The 19,720-nt window shown below is 41.7% G+C and carries 10 protein-coding genes and 2 rRNA genes; 7 read left to right on the forward strand and 5 right to left on the reverse strand.

All coding sequences use genetic code 11. The annotated features are described in order from the left end of the window. The first annotated feature begins 451 nt into the window (after positions 1 to 451). The 4 genes from PL11_RS04600 (at position 452) to PL11_RS04615 (ending at position 9,554) form a co-directional block, all read left to right on the forward strand. A complete protein-coding gene (locus tag PL11_RS04600) occupies positions 452 to 3,997 on the forward strand; it encodes a PD-(D/E)XK nuclease family protein (protein WP_035166668.1) in 3,546 nt (1,181 codons plus the stop codon). Beyond that, positions 3,997 to 7,731, forward strand: a complete 3,735-nt coding sequence (gene addA / locus PL11_RS04605; RefSeq protein WP_035166670.1) for a helicase-exonuclease AddAB subunit AddA — start codon at positions 3,997 to 3,999, stop codon at positions 7,729 to 7,731. The genes PL11_RS04600 and addA overlap by 1 nt, the downstream gene beginning before the upstream one ends. A 93-nt stretch (positions 7,732 to 7,824) precedes the next feature. Further along, complete coding sequence (locus PL11_RS04610; protein WP_035166672.1) at positions 7,825 to 8,397, forward strand: L,D-transpeptidase family protein; 573 nt, start codon at positions 7,825 to 7,827, stop codon at positions 8,395 to 8,397. A gap of 11 nt (positions 8,398 to 8,408) precedes the next feature. Continuing rightward, positions 8,409 to 9,554, forward strand: coding sequence for a trans-sulfuration enzyme family protein (locus PL11_RS04615; protein WP_035166673.1), 1,146 nt, complete (start codon positions 8,409 to 8,411; stop codon positions 9,552 to 9,554). A gap of 44 nt (positions 9,555 to 9,598) precedes the next feature. Here the strand turns inward: PL11_RS04615 and PL11_RS04620 are convergent, their stop codons facing one another. The 4 genes from PL11_RS04620 to PL11_RS04635 all read right to left on the reverse strand — a co-directional run bounded on the left by PL11_RS04620 (position 9,599) and on the right by PL11_RS04635 (position 11,660). After that, the gene (locus tag PL11_RS04620) at positions 9,599 to 10,396 is read right to left on the reverse strand and encodes an alpha/beta hydrolase fold domain-containing protein (protein ID WP_035166675.1); all 798 of its coding nucleotides are present in this window, start codon (positions 10,394 to 10,396) and stop codon (positions 9,599 to 9,601) included. Positions 10,397 to 10,518: 122 nt separating this feature from the next. After that, positions 10,519 to 10,710, reverse strand: a complete 192-nt coding sequence (locus tag PL11_RS04625) for a hypothetical protein (protein WP_035166677.1) — start codon at positions 10,708 to 10,710, stop codon at positions 10,519 to 10,521. Between the two features lie 51 nt (positions 10,711 to 10,761). Beyond that, positions 10,762 to 11,295 (reverse strand): GNAT family N-acetyltransferase, encoded by a 534-nt coding sequence (locus PL11_RS04630; RefSeq protein ID WP_035166678.1) that lies wholly within the window; start codon positions 11,293 to 11,295, stop codon positions 10,762 to 10,764. A 167-nt stretch (positions 11,296 to 11,462) separates the two neighbouring features. Next, entirely contained in the window at positions 11,463 to 11,660 is a 198-nt protein-coding gene (locus PL11_RS04635; protein ID WP_237047520.1) for a CsbD family protein, read from the reverse strand. 142 nt (positions 11,661 to 11,802) lie between these two features. Between PL11_RS04635 and PL11_RS04640 the strand changes: the two genes are divergently transcribed. After that, a complete protein-coding gene (locus PL11_RS04640; RefSeq protein ID WP_035166680.1) occupies positions 11,803 to 13,281 on the forward strand; it encodes a hypothetical protein in 1,479 nt (492 codons plus the stop codon). A 56-nt stretch (positions 13,282 to 13,337) separates the two neighbouring features. Here PL11_RS04640 and PL11_RS04645 read toward each other — a convergent pair whose 3' ends face one another. Continuing rightward, on the reverse strand, positions 13,338 to 14,504 hold the full coding sequence (locus PL11_RS04645; RefSeq protein ID WP_035166682.1) for a thiolase family protein: 1,167 nt from the start codon (positions 14,502 to 14,504) through the stop codon (positions 13,338 to 13,340). Positions 14,505 to 14,968: 464 nt separating this feature from the next. Between PL11_RS04645 and PL11_RS04650 the strand changes: the two genes are divergently transcribed. Further along, positions 14,969 to 16,543 (forward strand): 16S ribosomal RNA (locus PL11_RS04650). Positions 16,544 to 16,766: 223 nt separating this feature from the next. Next, positions 16,767 to 19,687 (forward strand): 23S ribosomal RNA (locus PL11_RS04655). Together the 16S and 23S rRNA genes form the textbook arrangement of a ribosomal RNA operon. The last annotated feature ends 33 nt before the right edge of the window (positions 19,688 to 19,720 follow it).

The raw sequence follows: 19,720 nt of genomic DNA on the forward strand, positions 1-19,720 counted from the left end.
CCACCAACTTCCTGACACACAGATAAGGAACTACTTCTTAGATAACGACTTTATTTATTGGTTTGAATTATAAAACGATTAAAATAATATTGCAACAATTTATTTGTTTCTCATGAAAGCATCCTTGAAAATGATAAAATAAAAAGTCACCAGATACGGTCTGGAAGCTTTTAAGTATAAGAGATTAATTTTTAGATATATTGGGGGTAGATCATAAAAGCTTCGGCTTCGAATAGAGCGTCGAGAGCTGACAGTTTCAAACAAGATCAATGCAAGCATAAAGCTTTCATTTTGGTCAAATAATGTGGGTGCTCTACTAACATCCACGTTATTAATGATAACCTATTTTGAATATACTTCAACGAAAAAGCACGGCTAATTTTCACCTGGGAAAGCTAATTTCTTGTTTGCCATTATGTTAATATTAAAGCATTAACGGGGAGTGAAACGCATGTCATTACAATTTTTATTAAGCACTGCCAGTCAAGACAGTGTGCGCGAAGTCGTAAATATTATTAAAACAGAACAGTCGTCTCATCCGGATGACCAATTCTTTTATTTAGTCCCTAACCATATTAAGTTTGAATCAGAAGTTAGGGTAATTGAAGGGTTGAGTGAAAACGTGAAGATTGCTGCAGAAAGTAATGTTCAGGTGTTGTCGTTTTCACGGCTTGCATGGTTCTTTATGCGCAATACTCCAGAGTATCAAAAGCAAAGGATAAGTCCTGCTGGAATTAATATGTTGCTCTACCAAATTATTACTGATAATGAAGATAAACTGGTTCTTTTTAACCAAGAGGTCCACCAACCAGGATTTTTAGATCAATTAGCTCATCAAATTACCGAGTTTCAGTCTGGCAATGTTATGCCAGAAGATTTGTTTAGAATCTATGAAAACGATTCTGCAAGTCTACCTAATGATTTACAAGATAAGATTCAAGATTTTTCAATCATCTATACCCAGTTTCAAAAAGTTATTAATGAAAATTATTTTGATAGTCATAATGGGCTAAACTTACTAAGTGAATATTTGGATACCCAGGACATCTCTCACTTTCATTTCTACATAAACGGTTTTTCACGATTCACTGCTCAAGAATTGAAATTAGTCGAGACGTTGATAACCAAAGGTGGCTCAACGTTAGTTTCTCTAAATCTGGACAAACCATACCCAGTAGATAAACCCAACCCAATGGAATTCTTTAATGTTCCAGGAAGAGTGTTTAATCAACTGTATAAGTTTGCCAGCGAACACCAAGTTCCTTACTTACCAGTGATTAAGGCTAGCGCCTCAAGGATTAATTCTGATCTGCAAAAGCTGGAAAGATACTGGATTGAGTCTTCATCATTGAGACCAATTTCGGATGATCAACTAACCGATAAAGATTCAATTCAAATTGTTCATGCGGGAAACCGCTACTCCGAACTAGATCAAGTTGCAAACCGAATTCGCAAAATGGTAGCAAGTGGCCAGTATCGTTACTCTGATTTTTTAGTGGTAACCAGAAACTTAAGTAATTATCATAATATCTTACAACCCATTTTTGATGGCGCGGAAATTCCATACTTTGAGGATATTCAGCGTGCTATGAGTGATCACCCATTGGTTGAACTTTTAGCCTCCCTGTTTGATATCTATCAGCCAGGTCGGAAACGGAATTATCGATATGACGATGTGATGCGGTTACTGAAATCGGAATTAGTTTTACCACAAATCGATGGCCAACCCATGGATATTGATGATTACCGTGATGCAGTTTCGCTAACTGAGAATCTAGTTTTGAAAAATGGCTATGAGGATTATCGTTGGCTTCAACCCGAAGATTGGCAGTATAAGTGGATTGCTGACGAAGATGTCCACCAGGTTTTAAGTGATAAGGATCAAGAAATTGCTAGAAAGATCAACGTGATTCGGCATTTGATTAAGGACACATTGCCACCGTTTTTTGATCGGCTTTACCGGGCCAAGACTAATCAGGAAGCAGCAACGATTCTCTTTAATTTTTTAAGTCGTTGTGGAGCAATTTCGGAATTACAACACTGGCGTGATCAAGCTTTGAATGATGGTGATGTTAGCCGAAGTGATCAAATCGACCAAGTGTACCGGACATTTTGTTCTCTGCTTGATGAGTGTGTTTCAATCCTTGGTGATTCAGAATTTGTTCCAGATGAGTTCTGGAATTTAATGTACTCAGGATTTTCGGGTTCTGAATATTCAATGGTTCCCAGCACTCTAGACCAGGTTGTGGTTTCTGAATCCGGAATGGTTCAAAGTGCAAACCGCAAAGTTACCTTCATAATGGGGGCAACGGATGATAATATGCCCGCAGTTTCCACTAATGCAAACCTGTTTGGGGATGACGATGTAAGTCATCTACAAGCTGTTTTACCTGATGATAAATTTGTTAGCGATTCGGCCGAACTACAGATGGCGTTTGAACCGTTTTTGAATTATTTGGCGTACATGACACCAAGTGAAAAGCTGATATTCACGTATGCAAATGATCAGACGGATGATACCAACATCAAAATTTCTCCATACGTTAGCCGAATTGCGGCGCACTTTGAGATTAAGGAGCAAGTCGTTAAAGCAATTCCGGATGTTAACGCTCCCGCTGACACTTATATTGGAACGAAGAAAAGCACTCTCCATCATTTAGTTCAGGTAAGCCAAAGTGCTGCTCAGACTGGTAGTGATTTATCTGCCGAATGGCAACAAATTCTTAGAATACTAAAAATGGATCCGCAGATGACGTTTTTAGTTGGGAGAATGTTGGCTAGCTTAAACTACAAAAATACTGTAACCCCGTTACAGCCGGAAATTGTGACGGGCCTATATGGTGACTCTTTAAATATTTCAATTTCTCAACTAGAGTCTTTTTATAAGAACCCATATGAATACTTCTTGCAATACGGATTGAAGCTAAAAGAACGGGACGAGTTTGACTTGTCACCAGCGTCGACCGGCCAGTTCTACCACGAAGCACTTGATGAAATTATGAAGTTAGTAAATCAACAAAAAATCGATTTAGAAACGCTTGATGATCAAGCAATCAGTGAGTTGGTAAATGAGGTCACAGCTAAAATTGTGGAAGATCCCAATAATTTTGCTTATGTAGTCCTGCAAAGTTCTAACCGAATGAAATATATCACGAGCCAGCTGCAGAAAACTATTAAGCAGATGATTCAGGTAACTCGCGATCAGCAAAAACGCACCCCAATGAGACCAAGAAGAACTGAATTGACGTTTGGCCAACCAGGTCAGGGTAACTTAGCCGGGCTTCACTACGATTTAAGCGACGGTAAGGATATCTTGGTGCGTGGACGAATTGACCGAATTGATTCAATGGAAATAAAGGGTAAGCAATACTTCTCAGTTATTGATTACAAATCATCCGACCGTAAATTTGAAATTCCTAAGGCTTATGTTGGAGTTTCTATGCAATTGTTAACTTATCTTGATGTTGTTCGGCAAAATTTAGGGGCACTTTCTAATGATGAACTTAATGAACTAGCGGGAGCACTGTACTTACACATTAAGAATTCCAAGTTCAAACAATCAGATTTGCAAAAAGTTAACGGGGATTTTGAAAAACAATTGTTAAAGGATCATTCGTTTAAGGGAATTTTAGTTGAGGATATTGATTTACTTAATGAAATTGACCGAACATTCAGCAAGGGTGAGAAGAGTTCGCTGTTCCTACCAGTCAAGTTTAGAACGGATGGTACCCCTAGCAAGTTAGACTCGTTGATTGAGCCTAAGCTGTTGGACCGATTTTTAAACCAAAACGAGAACTTGATTAGAGAAGCCGGTTCGCGAATTTTAACCGGAGATGTTTCAATGAATCCCGTAAAGATGACAGGTATGACTGCCATGCAGTTCACACCGTATAAGTCGATCATGAACTTTGATCCGCTATTGCCAGAGAATAACTATCGTAACGTTACTATTGATAAAAACGAAGTATTAAAGCGACTAAAGGAGGATAATGACTGATGGACTACACCCCAAATCAGGAAAAAGCGATTAACGATGAACCAAATGGTAACGTCTTGGTTTCCGCTTCAGCGGGTTCCGGTAAGACGCGGGTATTGGTTGACCGAATCATTAACCTCGTTGAAAATCGTGGCGTTGATGTTGACCGTTTGCTAGTGGTAACGTTCACCCACGCTGCTGCTAAAGAAATGAAAGAACGACTAACTAGCTCCCTCCAAAGCCTGTACTCGAAGGAAACTAATCAAGACAAAAAGCGGCGGCTGTTACAACAGTTACAAAAGGTGAACGTTGCAGACATTACGACGATGGACGCATACTGTCAAAAGTTGATTACTCGCTATTATTATCTGCTAGGAATTGATCCCAATTTCCGAATTTTGTCTGATGAAACGGAATTGGCTTTACTGAGAGATTCAGTTTGGTATAACCTGCGAGAAGAGCTCTATACAGATGATGAAGACGGCTCATTCGCAAACCTAACCGAAAACTTTAGTAATGACCGCTCAGATGATGGGTTAACGGACGTTGTGTATAAGATGAACGATTTTGCTAACGTAAATGACGATCCTGAGCAATGGTTACGCAGCGCGGCTGACTTTTACGATGTTGACGCGGAAGCGGGCCTAGCTAGCAGTGAATTTTATCAACAGTACATTTTGCCAGAAATTATTAATACATTAAAAAATGCGAAGATGAGTGCTGATTTAGCAATTACATATTCGCAGACGGCAGATATTGATAAAGATGAAGCCTTTTTTGTGGAACTTGTTAGTCACTTGGATTCATTAATTGCTCTAGTAAAAGAAGCGTCGTTTGATGATTTTCGTAAGGCACTTAGTGAACTTAAAATTGCTAGTATTCCTAGGATTCAGACCAAGGCTGATGCTGAGCAGAAACGGTATCATAGATTATCAGGGGGCATTAGAAAAGACATTCACGATAGAGTGTCATCACTCAATGAAGACTATTTTATTAATGATGAGAAAACTAACATCGAGACTATGCAATCCTCAAAGGAAAGAGTTCAAAAGTTAATTGAAGTCGTCTTTGAATTCCGGTCAGCATACGCTGAAGAAAAGCGCAAGCGCCATCTAATGGAATTTAATGATATCGAACAAGCAGCTTACGAAATGTTGACTCTCAAAAGTGAGCAGGCCAAGGAAGTTCAAAAGAAGATTCGAGACCAATATTATGAAATTATGGTCGATGAGTATCAGGATAATAACCGGCTTCAAGATGCAATTCTTAACCAGATTGCCACAACTGACCCGCAAAATCGGTTTATGGTGGGGGATGTTAAGCAGTCAATCTACAAATTCCGTTTGGCAGACCCAACGATGTTTGTTGAGAAACAACAGGGTTACGCGGATGAGAATGACAATGAACTGATTAATTTAGCTGAAAACTTTAGATCAACTGAGAACATTGACAACTTTACTAACCTAATTTTTGAGCAAATTATGGATCCTGAATTCGGTGATATTGACTATGCTAATCAGGGAAAACTCAAGTTTGGTGCGAAATACTACCCAGATGATCTAGATTCAAAGATTGAATTACTGCTTTATAATGTTCAAGACAAAAAGGATTTTGATGGAGACGATAATAGCTTCCAAGCAGATGGAAAGGAGTCTGGTCAGTCAGAAGTGATTGCTCAAAAAATCCACAAGATGATAACTGACCAAACTGAAATCTACGATAAGGGTACAGAGCAGATGCGTCCCGTTACCTATGGTGACTTTGCGGTAATTTCTCCCACACATAATAGTGAATTGGTGCTTGCTGATGCTTTTGGTCGTTATGGAATCCCTGCTGAAATCAACGGTGCCAAAAATTACTTTAAAACTACTGAAATTCAAGTAATGATGTCGCTTCTGACAATTGTGGACAATCCATATCAGGATATCCCGTTGGTTTCTGTGCTCAGGTCTCCAATTGTTGGGCTGAATGAAAATGAATTGGCATTTTTGAGAATCAACCAAAAGACTGGCGATTACTACTCAGCCTTAAAGACTTTTTACAATAATTATGATTACGAGACGCCATCTGAATATGCAAAGAAGATATATCCCAAAATTGACAAGTTGCTAAAGCAGTTGAAACAGTTTAAAGATACTGCTCAGCAAGATGGAATTGTAGCGTTGATTTGGAAAATCTATACCGAAACCGGATTTTTGGACTATGTTGGTGGAATGCCGTCTGGTTACCAACGACAAGCCAATCTACACGCATTGTATGCACGAGCAGAAGACTACGAAAGAAACGGTTTTAAGGGACTGTTTCAATTCGTTTTATTTGTTAAACGGATGCAAAATCGTGACGAAGATTTAGCAAGTACTAATCCTTCTACCACTGAGAATGCGGTTCACGTAATGACGATTCATGGTAGTAAAGGCTTGCAGTTCCCCATTGTCTTCATAAACGATGTCTCTAAAAAGTTTAATAAACAAGATTTGCGAGGCCCATACGTTCTTAACGATAAACTAGGTATTGGAATTACGTACTTAAAAAATGACACTCGTGAATTATTTGAACCGCTCCAAAAACGGGCTTTGTATGACATAACAGATAACGCCAGTTTAGGCGAGGAAATGCGAAAGCTGTACGTAGCTCTGACCAGGGCTGAGCAACAATTATACTTAGTCGGCAATGTGTCAAAAGTTAATGATGGTGCTGACGTAGTTCAAAAGTGGCTTGCTAAAACCACTGATGATTCTATGGTGCTACCAGTAGCTTCTAGGAATGTAGTTGATACTTTTTTGGGCTGGATTGGGCCGGCAATTTCGCGTCATCCAATTGTTTCTGAAGAGTTCGGCATTGAAAAAGACAGAAAATTCTTGGCTGATGATAAATCTAAGTTTGATATTAAGTTTATTACTGATGAAGATATTTCAAAGTATGGCAAGACGGTCAACGTTAAACCAATCGAGGATGTTTCTTGGATAACGGACACTTTGAAACAAGTTGATCAGTTACCAGAGATGGGCGTTGATGACTTGAAGCGGGTGTTAGATTTTGAATATCCATATGAAGCAGCTGTTAAAACTACTGCCTATCAATCTGTTTCTGAAATTAAGCGAGTATTTGAAGATCCAGACAACCTTGAAATGATGAATAATCCAACTTTAAATGTTGATACAGTTGGCGCAAACAGAATGGTTCAAAAAGAAATGCCAACGCCTAAGTTCTTAGTGAATGAAGAAAAACCAGCACCGACAGATGTCGGAACGGCGACTCATCTATTGCTCCAACAAATCGATATTCATACTAAGCCGACCGTTGGTGATTTCTCCAATTTGTTAGATCGATTGATCGCACAAGGATCAATTGCTAGCCAAGTGGCAGCGTTAATTGATTTAAATAAAGTAACTAACTTTTTTGAATCAGATATGGGTGAGTTAGTGTTGGAAAATGCTGATGAAGTTAAACGAGAGGCACCGTTCTCCTTACTAGTAAATGCTGGAGATGTATTCCCTGGATTTGAGCAGGATGATGAACAACGCCTTTTAATTCATGGAATTATTGATGGATATGTAGTTGTTGATGGCAAAGTATATCTATTTGACTACAAGACTGATAAAATAACCCCTAAAACCAGCGTGACAGATATTGAAGATCGTTATCGTGGTCAGATTAATCTGTATGCGATGGCTTTGGGAGAAATTTTACACTTACCGGTAGATCATAAATACTTATACCTGTTGGACAGTAATCAGCTAGTTTCAGTTGAATAATTGGTAAAGCTTAGTTTACGAACCTTGTTAAGTTTGAAAATTGCTGTAAGATATTCATATATTAGCAATTAGATGTTTACGTATGGAGAAATCATGAAAAAAATTGTGCAACTTTTAGTGGTTTTATTGGCCGTGGTTGGGTTGTCAGCCTGTGGTAACAATTCAGCTTCGGATAAGAAGCCCACAAATCAGACAACTGAAAAGAAAGCGAAGGCACAACCAGTTGCGATTAACTGGCGGAAGCCCTCAGAGGATAAACCTTACCCTAAAATCACCGCTGAAAGCGGACGTTACTTACACGTTTCGATTGCAAAGCAGCGGGTCTTTATTCTTTCTCCACAAAAGAAGGTTCTATATACAATGAACGCATCGACTGGGAAGGATGATTCTACTCCAAGAGGAGTATACGAAATCCAACCTGAACATGGTGACTTCTTTTTCAACCAGGAGTCTGGAGAAGGTGCTAAGTACTGGACATCATTTAAGGATCACGGAATTTACTTATTCCACACAGTTCCAACTGATGATAAAGGTAATTACATTCCATCTGAAGCTGAAAAGTTAGGGAAAGAAGCTAATTCGCACGGATGTGTTCGCCTTTCGATTCCTGATGCTAAGTGGATCAATCATCATGTCCCAGTTGGCACAAAAGTTGTTATCAGTTAGGAGAGATCTAGATGACAAAATTCAATACCCTATTGGTGCGTGGAGGAGACGTTCACGACAACAATACTGGGGCAGTCAATGTTCCGGTGTATAATTCATCAACTTATCGTTACCCTAAGCTTGGACAACAAGTTGAATATGATTACGAGCGCTCTGGAAATCCAACCAGAGCGTTAGTCGAGATGGTTTGCGTTGAGTTAGAAAAGGGTGACCGTGGGTTTGCGTTTTCAAGCGGGATGGCTGCAATTCATGCGGCACTTTCAATTTTTAAGCCCGGAGATCACATAGTGATTGGCGATAACATTTATGGTGGGACTTTTAGACTGGTAAATGATTTCTTAAAACCGATGGGAATTGAATTTTCTGAAGTTGATACGCGAGATTTAAATGCGGTTAAGGCTGCAATTACGCCATCGACTAAGGCGATTTACTTTGAAACGCTGACTAATCCCTTATTACACGTTTCGAGTGTAAAACAAATTTCTAAGATTGCTAAGGCTCACGGAGCATTAACAATCGTGGATAATACGTTCTTATCACCGTACCTTCAGCAACCGCTTGATTTAGGGGCTGATATGGTGGTTCATTCAGCTACTAAGTATTTAGGAGGCCATTCTGATATCATGGCAGGAATGGTTGTTACTAAGGGAAAAGAACTCGGTGAAAAAGTTTATCTAACTCAAAATTCCATTGGTGCGGTTTTAGCCCCTCAAGAGGCAAGCACTTTGCGCCGAGGAATTCAGACGCTTAATTTGAGAATGGATCGGCATTTGGAAAATACAAACAAAGTAATTGATTACTTACGTGCAAATCCAAAAGTAGCTAAAATTAACTACCCAACGCTTGATCAAGATTCAGAAGCGTACGCGATTATCAAAGACGAAACTAATGGTGCCGGTGGAGTTCTATCCTTCGAATTACAACCGGGACTGGATTCGCGAGAATTTGTAAATAATTTGAGCTTGTTCGTTTTGGCGGTCTCGTTGGGAGCTGCTGAAAGTTTAGTTGAAGTACCTGCGTTCATGTCTCACTTTGAAATTCCTAAACCAGAAAGATTAAAGATGGGAATCAAGGATGAGTTGATCAGACTATCAATCGGACTGGAAGATGCCGATGATTTGATTGCTGACCTTGATGCTGCATTTTCAAAAATATAGAAAAAACACGCTTCTCTGAGTTGTTTCAGGGAAGCGTGTTTTTGTTAATTTAAATACTTATCAAAAAATGTAAGTGTTGGTTGAATGGCGTCGTCAAGGTATGCTTTTCCATGTCGGCTACCTGTTAATGTCAATAGAGTGGATGGGATATTAAATGAGTTTAGTTGGTTGAATATGTCCATCATTCCAGACATTGGAACTAATTCATTTAGTGAATTTGCCAAAAACATGGGACCGGTTTGTGAGTCAATCCTGTATATTGGGGATGCCTTTTTTAGTAATACCGGATCACCCTTAACGTAGTTTAAAATGAACCATTTGTAGTAACCATTATCCAATCCCGTTTGGTCAATCTGATCACTGGGTGTGTTTGGATCGGGAGCATTTGAATTTGATGGTTTAACGTCCTGATTTTCGGCAATCCATTTTTCAATGTCGATGATTCCTGACCAGGATGCGATGGGGATGTGTTTACGAATAGCTAATTCGATGGCCAAGTTACCACCAGCAGACATGCCGATTGCTCCGATTTTCTTTCTATCAAATTCGTATTCAGATTTTCCAATCCAGTCATAAAGTTGTAGCATGTCATCAATTGCAGCTGGGAAAATGCTGTCTGGCGCCAGGCGGTAGTTGGGAACAAATACGGTGTAACCGTGTTCTGCGAAGTACTTAGCCCAGTCCGCTTCTTTATGCTTATCGCCTTGATACCAACCGCCACCGTGAATAGCTATTACGGCACGTTGATTAGAATCAGTACTAGAGGTTGGGTGGTAAATGTCGACTTTTAAGTTATTGTATTGGTCGTAGGTAATATCTAACTCAGTTTTAATCTCAGTCATTATTATTCACCTCAATTTTTTAAGGCCAGTATAAACTTACGGAGATAAAAAAGCAGTGATTTTGCATTGCTGAAAATAAAAGCCACAGGACTCTCAAATATCGAGAATAACTGTGGCTAGTTTTATTTTACGTTTATTAAAAAGACGAGGATAATCGTCATAATCAGGATCACTGAGGCAATTCCTGTTGAGAAACGGGTCCACAGCTTACCATTTAAGTGATTTAAAAATAAAAATGTAGTTAGTAAGAATAATAGCCCAATAATGTACATTGTTAGTAACGCGATTTTTACCGCTTCATCAGATTGCAACATAGTTGTCGTCTCCTCTATTAGTTACTTGCATTGTACATCATTTTTAGTTGATTACTCAATTATTAACTGGTAGGCGTAACGTGGAGATGCCTCTCCCTCTTCTTCTTCCATGTGAATGACGCCACGCTTTTCAAAACCGTTTGTTGTGATTACGTGTTGCATTCCTAGGTTTTCTGGATGTGTATCGATTCGAATGTCCTTATATCCAAGAACACTTGAGATGGTGATTAAACCGGTCATCATTTTTTCCGAAAGGTGCTGACCACGAAAGTCTGATGACATTGCGATTCTGTGGATAGCGGTGTAGCGACCGTTAACGCCGTTAATCCATTCCCCATCATGAATCTTTAAGTAGCTAACGTCTAACCCTTGATGTAGGGCAGCGGTGGCCGCAATTTTATTGTCGATTATTAAAACATAGGTAATCCCAAATTTGATGTCTGTTTCCAGATCTTCATCAGTTGGGTAACCAGTTTGCCACTGGTCAATTCCCTGTTCATTCAAATATTTTTTTGCTTCACCAATTATCTTCTTGATTGCTGGTAAGTCTTCATTAGTTGCTTGCCGCAAGTAAGTTGCTGCCATGAGTGAATCACCCCTTTGTTAAAATCTAATCTAAATGATTAGTAAAAACACAAGAATGAATTATAGAGCAGTTAGTCGTTAACTTCAACAGAATTCAATAAAAAATCGAAACAATTTCTTGTTTCGATTACGTAATTATATATTGATCGATAATGGAGTATCGAAGATTATTTGTCCTTGTTTTTGTCCAACAAGTCGTTTGCCTTTTCAGCAACTTTATCCTTAGCATCTTCAAATGTATCCTTAGCTTTGCCGGCAGCATCTTGGAGCTTTCCTTTTAACTTCATGTCCTCATTGCCGGTTGCTTCGCCCACGCCTTCTTTTACTTTACCTTTAACTTGGTCAGTTTTGCTGTCTAAACTCATGGATAGTCCTCCTTTCATTTCTTAACTATATAGTAAAATAATTATGGTAAGACGGTCAAAAATTGAGCTTGTGAATAAAAAAGCCGTGCATAATCCAGTTAAATGGTATTATTTTAGGTAACAATACATAGAGGTATTCGATATGGAAAGACGAAGTAGATTTGGTGATCAAGTTTTTAGGAATATTGGTATATTTACTTCTCGGATTTTTGGAGAAAATTCTTATGCGAAAAATCGGATTTTTGATGAGCGAATAAGTCATAGCCAAGTTGTCACAGGTATTCAAAAATTAGCTGATGGGATTTCATTGGCTGACTTTAAACTGTCTAAGTCTGCACAGATAGGCTACATCATTGGGTTAACTGACTTGCAGAGGCTTGATTTGGCAAGGCTTAACTTTGTTTCAATGTGGGCGACTGGCCAACAAAGTGATGTAGTGGTTAACCGAGCTGCTGGCAGTTTGTTCAGTCAGTGGTATCAAAAAAATGAAAACCCACAAAGATTTAGGCAGGGATACCAGACGGCGTTGATTCACTTTATGAGCGGAATCACTGGCGAAAAGGGCTTTGTTAACCAAATGATTTCTAAAATCCATTTATTATCTGATGATGATCGCAAGCAGTATATTGAGCGGTGGTTTACGAATGTCCATTTACATTTGGGTGACCTCGATCCAACAATGAGTATTAACTCCTCGAATTTGGATTTGAAGCATTCCCAAGATATTATTAATTTTTTGTTTTCAGAAATTGATTCCAGAAGTTTGGATGTTGATCAAGTTGAGGAGCTAAACATGGATGAGGGTCCGAATTTTTTACCTGAACTTAGTATTCCTACTAACTTAATTGCAGAGCTTAATTATCAGTCACCGGTGGAGACGGCTGCTCGATTTATTAAGAATGAGCTGGTTCCAATGATTAATTTAGTTCACGTTGGTTTGATGCAGTGGTTCTCAACAAATGTAATCAGTAAAGGCAATGTCAATTTGATTGGAATTCCTAATATAAGCCTAAGTAGTGATAAAGACTATTTAGATTTTCCAGAATCGATTGACGAGTTATTTGCAAGGTGTGGCATGTTTGATTTAAGCGAGTACAGTCACTCTAGAAGTAAGGTTAGGGATAATTATCAATTAAACTATTCCATAGTAATGGCGGGGAATGAACCGTTAATAGATAGATTTGGCGAACCAATCAGAATTAACTATGGGGTACTGAACTTACTATATAATGAGTTAGAAGATTTACTTGTAAACGAGATAATTGGAATGGTTCATAAGCGGAGAGATTTTAACCTACGAAAGACAAAGCAAGGGACTTGGTCCGCTGGTTCTGTTTTGGCACCGACTGACACTAGTCTGTCTAGCAAGACTAACTTCGTGGTCGACCGATTATTCGAACAGGTTGGCAAACTAGCCGCTGTTGGTCAGCAACATTTTGATTCTTTAAGCTATGCTCATTCGCTAAGCTCGTTTGTTCGCTATTTAAAAGATGACCAGTGGATTGAGATTGGTGACGATTTTAGTAAAGTTAATAAAGAAACGCGGTTAACGCTTTATTGGATTTATCAAAGCCGCTTTATTGATACGTTAGATATAGAAGAGCGGGTTAAACTTCCATAAAAAGAGTAGTGATCTCAACGACAATTGAAATCACTACTCTTTTTATAATGGAAAAATTAAACTATTTTGATTGCAATGGCTGCTCCCATGCCACCGCCCATACATAGTGATGCGATTCCGTACGTTTTTTCTGTACGAATTAGGTTATTGATGAGGGTGGTTACGATTCTGGCCCCTGAATCACCAAGTGGGTGTCCTAATGCTAAAGCGCCCCCTGAAATGTTTAGTTTGATATCAGGGATGTGCAGGTCTCGGCTAACTGCATAAGCTTGTGAGGCAAACGCCTCATTGATTTCAAACAAATCAATATCTGACACATTCATGTGTAGCTTATCCATTAGGGTTGAAATTGCATGATATGGGGCGTATCCCATTATCTGGGGATCGATTCCCACTTCAGTGTAATCGATAATCTCTGCTAAGGGTGTAAGCCGGTTTTCTGCGACGGATTGTTCGGATGATATGAGCAGTGCGCTTGCACCATCGTTAAGTGCAGCTGCATTTCCAGCAGTTACAGTCCCATTTTCTTTAAATACAGGGTTGAGGCTACTCAACTTTTCTAAACTGGTGTCAAATCGGATTCCCTGGTCTTGAGTAATGGGCTTGTCTTTTGGACCGATAGGAATGATTTCCCGATTGAAGTAATGGTTGTTGACTGCCTGTTGGGCTTTTAAATGTGAGTTTAGTGCGAATTCATCTTGCTCCTCACGGCTTACTTGAAAACGTTCCGCGATGTTTTCAGCTGTCATTCCCATTGGGAGGCCAGAAAAAGAATCGTTTAGGCCATCTCGGTTAAGCCCATCTTCTAAGACGATGGAACCGAACTTGTTACCAGACCTAACGTGTTTATTATAAAACGGAACGTTAGTCATGCTCTCCGTTCCACCAGCAATGATATTGTTTGCTTCATTTAATTGAATTGCTGAGTATGCTTGGTGAATTGCCTTTAAGCCAGACCCACAAACTTGATTGACTGTGAATGCGGTCTTAGTGTTGGGGATGCCGCTGTTAATTTCTATTTGTCTGGCAACATTTTGGCCGTTACCAGCCTGAATTGCGTTTCCAAAGATAACTTGATCTATTTGATCTGTTGAAATATTGGCAGCATTGATGACTGTTTTAGTGGAAATTGTTCCAAGTTGTTCAGCACTATATGATGATAAATGACCACCAAGTTTTCCTATGGGGGTTCGTTTTGCTTGTGTGATGTACGTTTTTGTCACGAGCCAGTACTCCTTTTTATTAATGCAACGTATAGTATACATACAATGTAGAGAAATGTGTTGATTTGCATTCATCCTTAATTAGTTTTCAACTTTTTGAGTTTTGTTTATAAAAGTTGTTGACCCTCAGCGATATCCTTGATATGATATTACCTGTTGCTGATTGAGAGCGAACGACATATACCAATTTAAAAATTAAAGTTGTTGTTGACAATGATTTTTGAACGTTATATAATAATCTTCGTTGCTTAATTGCAACACACAAAAGGAGTTGAGCGATTCAACGCAAGTTGGATCGCGGATGATTTCAGATGTGTCAGCAAGGTAGACCTTTGAAAACTGAACAAAATTTTCGACAAACAAATGTGTAGGGTCCTTTGATCGTTAGATCAAAGACAAACATTTGCGAAGTCAATTCGCGATAAAGAACAAATATAATCATGAGCTTACAAGCTTATCATTTTTAAAATGAGAGTTTGATCCTGGCTCAGGACGAACGCTGGCGGCGTGCCTAATACATGCAAGTCGAACGCGTCCTCGCTGATGAAGTTGAAGTGCTTGCACGGATTCTGATTCAACATTTGGACGAGTGGCGAACTGGTGAGTAACACGTGGGTAACCTGCCCTCAAGCAGGGGATAACACTTGGAAACAGGTGCTAATACCGTATAACAATGAAAACCGCATGGTTTTCATTTGAAAGATGGTTTCGGCTATCACTTGAGGATGGACCCGCGGCGTATTAGCTAGTTGGTGAGGTAACGGCTCACCAAGGCAATGATACGTAGCCGACCTGAGAGGGTAATCGGCCACATTGGGACTGAGACACGGCCCAAACTCCTACGGGAGGCAGCAGTAGGGAATCTTCCACAATGGACGAAAGTCTGATGGAGCAACGCCGCGTGAGTGAAGAAGGGTTTCGGCTCGTAAAACTCTGTTGTTAAAGAAGAACAGGTGTAAGAGTAACTGTTTACACCGTGACGGTATTTAACCAGAAAGCCACGGCTAACTACGTGCCAGCAGCCGCGGTAATACGTAGGTGGCAAGCGTTGTCCGGATTTATTGGGCGTAAAGCGAGCGCAGGCGGTCTTTTAAGTCTGATGTGAAAGCCTTCGGCTTAACCGGAGAAGTGCATCGGAAACTGGGAGACTTGAGTGCAGAAGAGGACAGTGGAACTCCATGTGTAGCGGTGAAATGCGTAGATATATGGAAGAACACCAGTGGCGAAGGCGGCTGTCTGGTCTGTAACTGACGCTGAGGCTCGAAAGCATGGGTAGCGAACAGGATTAGATACCCTGGTAGTCCATGCCGTAAACGATGAGTGCTAAGTGTTGGAGGGTTTCCGCCCTTCAGTGCTGCAGCTAACGCATTAAGCACTCCGCCTGGGGAGTACGACCGCAAGGTTGAAACTCAAAGGAATTGACGGGGGCCCGCACAAGCGGTGGAGCATGTGGTTTAATTCGATGCTACGCGAAGAACCTTACCAGGTCTTGACATCTTCTGCTAACCCAAGAGATTGGGCGTTCCCTTCGGGACGGAATGACAGGTGGTGCATGGTTGTCGTCAGCTCGTGTCGTGAGATGTTGGGTTAAGTCCCGCAACGAGCGCAACCCTTATTGTTAGTTGCCAGCATTTAGTTGGGCACTCTAGCAAGACTGCCGGTGACAAACCGGAGGAAGGTGGGGACGACGTCAAATCATCATGCCCCTTATGACCTGGGCTACACACGTGCTACAATGGACGGTACAACGAGTCGCGAAACCGCGAGGTCAAGCTAATCTCTTAAAGCCGTTCTCAGTTCGGATTGCAGGCTGCAACTCGCCTGCATGAAGTTGGAATCGCTAGTAATCGTGGATCAGCATGCCACGGTGAATACGTTCCCGGGCCTTGTACACACCGCCCGTCACACCATGAGAGTTTGTAACACCCAAAGTCGGTGAGGTAACCTTTTGGAGCCAGCCGCCTAAGGTGGGACAGATGATTAGGGTGAAGTCGTAACAAGGTAGCCGTAGGAGAACCTGCGGCTGGATCACCTCCTTTCTAAGGAATAATACGGAAACCTACACATGTCGAAAGTTTTGTTTAGTTTTGAGAGGTCTACTCTCAAATTTTGTTCTTTGAAAACTAGATAATATTAATTTTCTGTAGTGAATTATATTTAAAATATAATTTCAACCGAGAACACCGCGTTTATTGAGTCAAATTAACGAAATGTTTTATTCGCGTAAAACTCAATTAACTTGAGTATCACGAAGTGATACTAGGTTAAGTTATTAAGGGCGCATGGTGAATGCCTTGGCACTAGGAGCCGATGAAGGACGGGACTAACACCGATATGCTTCGGGGAGCTGTACGTAAGCTTTGATCCGGAGATTTCCGAATGGGGAAACCCAGCAGTTTTAATCGACTGTTACTGTTCAGTGAATACATAGCTGATCAGAGGTAGACGTGGGGAACTGAAACATCTAATTACCCACAGGAAGAGAAAGAAAAATCGATTCCCTAAGTAGCGGCGAGCGAACGGGGAACAGCCCAAACCAAAGAGCTTGCTCTTTGGGGTTGTAGGACTGAACATTTGAGTTACCAAAGTTGTTGATAATCGAACAATCTGGGAAGATTGGCGAGACAGGGTGATAGCCCCGTAGATGAAATCAATGACCCTCAGTTCAGGATCCTGAGTACGGCGACACACGTGAAACGTCGTCGGAATCCGGGAGGACCATCTCCCAAGGCTAAATACTCCCTAGTGACCGATAGTGAACCAGTACCGTGAGGGAAAGGTGAAAAGCACCCCGGAAGGGGAGTGAAATAGTTCCTGAAACCATGTGCCTACAAGCAGTTAGAGCCCGTTAATGGGTGATAGCGTGCCTTTTGTAGAATGAACCGGCGAGTTACAGTAACATGCAAGGTTAAGGTGAAAAAGCCGGAGCCGCAGCGAAAGCGAGTCTGAAATGGGCGTTTAAGTATGTTGCCGTAGACCCGAAACCAGGTGATCTACCCATGTCCAGGCTGAAGGTGAGGTAAAACTTACTGGAGGGCCGAACCCGTGTACGTTGAAAAGTGCTGGGATGAGGTGTGGGTAGCGGTGAAATTCCAAACGAACTTGGAGATAGCTGGTTCTCTCCGAAATAGCTTTAGGGCTAGCCTCGGACTTAGAATCATGGAGGTAGAGCACTGTTTGGATGAGGGGCCCGTCATGGGTTACTAAATTCAGATAAACTCCGAATACCATTGATTTATATCCGGGAGTCAGACGGTGAGTGATAAGATCCATCGTCGAAAGGGGAACAGCCCAGACCACCAGTTAAGGTCCCTAAATGTATGCTAAGTGGAAAAGGATGTGGAGTTGCATAGACAACTAGGATGTTGGCTTAGAAGCAGCCACTCATTTAAAGAGTGCGTAATAGCTCACTAGTCGAGTGATTCCGCGCCGAAAATTTACCGGGGCTAAGCATACTACCGAGACTGTGGACATGACCTTATGGTCATGTGATAGGAGAGCGTTCTAAGGGCAATGAAGTCAGACCGTAAGGACTGGTGGAGCGCTTAGAAGTGAGAATGCCGGTATGAGTAGCGAAAGATCAGTGAGAATCTGATCCACCGAATGACTAAGGTTTCCTGGGGAAGGCTCGTCCTCCCAGGGTTAGTCGGGACCTAAGCCGAGGCCGAGAGGCGTAGGCGATGGACAACAGGTTGAGATTCCTGTACTAGTTGATTATGTTTGAACGATGGAGGGACGCAGAAGGCTAAGTTGTGCGCACGATTGGAAATGTGCGTTCAAGCTACAAGTCAGTTGAGGAGTCAAATGCTTCTCAGCGGGTTGACAAGTAGTGATGAGGACCGAAATTTAAGTAGGGAAGCGACTGATGTCACGCTGCCGAGAAAAGCTTCTAGTGAGTAATCAACTACCCGTACCGCAAACCGACACAGGTAGTCGAGGAGAGAATCCTAAGGTGAGCGAGTGAACTCTCGTTAAGGAACTCGGCAAAATGACCCCGTAACTTCGGGAGAAGGGGTGCTGACCGCAAGGTCAGCCGCAGTGAAAAGGCCCAGGCGACTGTTTATCAAAAACACAGGTTTCTGCAAAATCGTAAGATGACGTATAGGGGCTGACGCCTGCCCGGTGCTGGAAGGTTAAGTGGATGAGTTAGCTTCGGCGAAGCCCAGAAATGAAGCCCCAGTAAACGGCGGCCGTAACTATAACGGTCCTAAGGTAGCGAAATTCCTTGTCGGGTAAGTTCCGACCCGCACGAAAGGCGTAACGATCTGGGCACTGTCTCAACGAGAGACTCGGTGAAATTAAGATACCTGTGAAGAAGCAGGTTACCCGCGACAGGACGGAAAGACCCCATGGAGCTTTACTGTAGCTTGATATTGGGTGTTGACACAGCTTGTACAGGATAGGTAGGAGCCGATGAAGTCGGAACGCTAGTTTCGACTGAGGCGTTGGTGGGATACTACCCTCGCTGTGTGAACACTCTAACCCGCGCCACTAAGCGTGGCGGGAGACAGTGTCAGGTGGGCAGTTTGACTGGGGCGGTCGCCTCCCAAACAGTAACGGAGGCGCCCAAAGGTTCCCTCAGAATGGTTGGAAATCATTCATAGAGTGTAAAGGCAGAAGGGAGCTTGACTGCGAGACAGACAGGTCGAGCAGGGACGAAAGTCGGGCTTAGTGATCCGGTGGTTCCGCATGGAAGGGCCATCGCTCAACGGATAAAAGCTACCCTGGGGATAACAGGCTTATCTCCCCCAAGAGTCCACATCGACGGGGAGGTTTGGCACCTCGATGTCGGCTCATCGCATCCTGGGGCTGTAGTCGGTCCCAAGGGTTGGGCTGTTCGCCCATTAAAGCGGTACGCGAGCTGGGTTCAGAACGTCGTGAGACAGTTCGGTCCCTATCCGTCGCGGGCGTAGGAAATTTGAGAGGAGCTGTCCTTAGTACGAGAGGACCGGGATGGACATACCGCTGGTGTACCAGTTGTGCCGCCAGGCGCATCGCTGGGTAGCTATGTATGGATGAGATAAACGCTGAAAGCATCTAAGTGTGAAACTCGCCTCAAGATGAGATTTCCCATTCCTATATGGAAGTAAGACCCCTCAGAGATGATGAGGTAGATAGGTTGGAAGTGGAAGTGCAGTGATGTACGGAGCGGACCAATACTAATCGGTCGAGGACTTAACCAAAATAAATGGTAAGTATCGGCAGCAGAAAATTAA

This window comes from Lentilactobacillus curieae (assembly GCF_000785105.2).
GTDB lineage: Bacteria > Bacillota > Bacilli > Lactobacillales > Lactobacillaceae > Lentilactobacillus > Lentilactobacillus curieae.

Bases quoted from the DNA above. Each gene is read 5' to 3' on its own strand.
- PL11_RS04635 (WP_237047520.1), bottom strand. From the start codon at position 11,660: ATGAGTTTAGACAGCAAAACTGACCAAGTTAAAGGTAAAGTAAAAGAA.
- PL11_RS04600 (WP_035166668.1), top strand. From the start codon at position 452: ATGTCATTACAATTTTTATTAAGCACTGCCAGTCAAGACAGTGTGCGC.
- PL11_RS04630 (WP_035166678.1), bottom strand. From the start codon at position 11,295: ATGGCAGCAACTTACTTGCGGCAAGCAACTAATGAAGACTTACCAGCA.
- PL11_RS04610 (WP_035166672.1), top strand. From the start codon at position 7,825: ATGAAAAAAATTGTGCAACTTTTAGTGGTTTTATTGGCCGTGGTTGGG.
- addA (WP_035166670.1), top strand. From the start codon at position 3,997: ATGGACTACACCCCAAATCAGGAAAAAGCGATTAACGATGAACCAAAT.
- PL11_RS04620 (WP_035166675.1), bottom strand. From the start codon at position 10,396: ATGACTGAGATTAAAACTGAGTTAGATATTACCTACGACCAATACAAT.
- PL11_RS04625 (WP_035166677.1), bottom strand. From the start codon at position 10,710: ATGTTGCAATCTGATGAAGCGGTAAAAATCGCGTTACTAACAATGTAC.
- PL11_RS04615 (WP_035166673.1), top strand. From the start codon at position 8,409: ATGACAAAATTCAATACCCTATTGGTGCGTGGAGGAGACGTTCACGAC.
- PL11_RS04640 (WP_035166680.1), top strand. From the start codon at position 11,803: ATGGAAAGACGAAGTAGATTTGGTGATCAAGTTTTTAGGAATATTGGT.